At 70.9% G+C, this 1,617-nt stretch carries 1 protein-coding gene; it reads left to right on the forward strand.

Annotated features, from left to right (window positions below; translation table 11 throughout):
* Positions 1–4: 4 nt before the first annotated feature.
* A partial coding sequence (locus QIS99_RS32100) for an acetyl-CoA carboxylase biotin carboxylase subunit (RefSeq protein WP_282517281.1) occupies positions 5–1,617 on the forward strand: 1,613 nt, incomplete at its 3' end.

Raw genomic sequence — 1,617 nt, forward strand, 5'->3', positions numbered from 1 at the left:
CAACGTGCGCAAGGTGCTCATCGCCAACCGTGGCGAAATCGCTGTCCGCGTGGCCCGGGCGTGCCGGGATGCTGGGATCGCGAGTGTGGCCGTGTATGCCGATCCGGACCGGGATGCCCTGCATGTCCGTGCGGCCGACGAGGCGTTCGCTCTGGGTGGTGACACCCCGGCCACCAGTTATCTGGACATGGCCAGGGTGCTGGCCGCGGCGAAGGATGCGGGGGCGGACGCGGTTCACCCGGGGTACGGGTTCCTCTCCGAGAACGCCGAGTTCGCGCAGGCGGTCCTGGATGCGGGTCTGATCTGGATCGGCCCGCCGCCGCACGCGATCCGGGATCTGGGTGACAAGGTCGCCGCCCGGCACATCGCGCAGCGCGCGGGTGCGCCGCTGGTGGCGGGTACGCCGGATCCGGTGTCGGGTGCGGACGAGGTGGTGGCGTTCGCCGAGGAGCACGGTCTGCCGATCGCGATCAAGGCGGCGTTCGGTGGTGGCGGGCGGGGTCTGAAGGTGGCCCGCACGCTGGATGAGGTGCCGGAGCTGTACGACTCGGCGGTGCGTGAGGCGGTCGCGGCGTTCGGTCGGGGCGAGTGCTTCGTGGAGCGGTATCTGGACAAGCCGCGGCATGTGGAGACGCAGTGCCTGGCCGACAGCCACGGCAACGTGGTGGTGGTCTCCACGCGTGACTGTTCGCTGCAGCGCCGCCACCAGAAGCTGGTGGAGGAGGCCCCGGCGCCGTTTTTGTCCGAGGCGCAGAACGCGGAGCTGTACGCGGCGTCGAAGGCCATCCTCAAGGAGGCCGGGTATGTGGGCGCCGGGACGGTGGAGTTCCTGGTGGGCCTGGACGGGACGATCTCCTTCCTGGAGGTCAACACGCGTCTGCAGGTCGAGCACCCGGTCACCGAGGAGGTCACCGGCCTGGACCTGGTGCGGGAGATGTTCCGGATCGCCGACGGTGAGGAGCTTGGCTACGGCGACCCCGAGATCCGCGGGCACAGCTTCGAGTTCCGTATCAACGGTGAGGACCCGGGCCGGGGCTTCCTGCCCGCGCCCGGCACCGTCACCGAGTTCGCCCCGCCGGCGGGTCCGGGTGTGCGTCTGGACGCGGGTGTCGAGTCCGGCAGCGTGATCGGCCCGGCCTGGGACTCCCTGCTTGCGAAGCTGATCGTGACGGGTGCGACCCGGCAGCAGGCGCTGCAGCGCGCGGCGCGTGCGCTCGCGGAGTTCAAGGTGGAGGGCATGGCCACGGCCATCCCGTTCCACCAGGCCGTCGTCGTCGACCCGGCGTTCGGGCCCGAACTGGGCGGCTCCACCGACCCGTTCACGGTCCACACCCGCTGGATCGAGACGGAGTTCGTCAACGAGATCAAGCCGTTCGCGGCCGGTCCGGCCGAGGGCGAGGAGGACGAGACGGGCCGTGAGACCGTCGTCGTCGAGGTCGGCGGCAAGCGCCTTGAGGTGTCGCTGCCGTCGTCGCTGGGCATGTCCCTGGCCCGTACGGGTCTTGCCGCGGGCGCCAAGCCGAAGCGGCGGGCGGCGAAGAAGTCCGGCCCGGCCTCCTCCGGCGACACCCTCGCCTCGCCGATGCAGGGCACCATCGTCAAGGTCGCCGTCGAGGA

This window comes from Streptomyces solicavernae (assembly GCF_029968095.1).
Taxonomy (GTDB): Bacteria; Actinomycetota; Actinomycetes; order Streptomycetales; family Streptomycetaceae; genus Streptomyces; species Streptomyces solicavernae.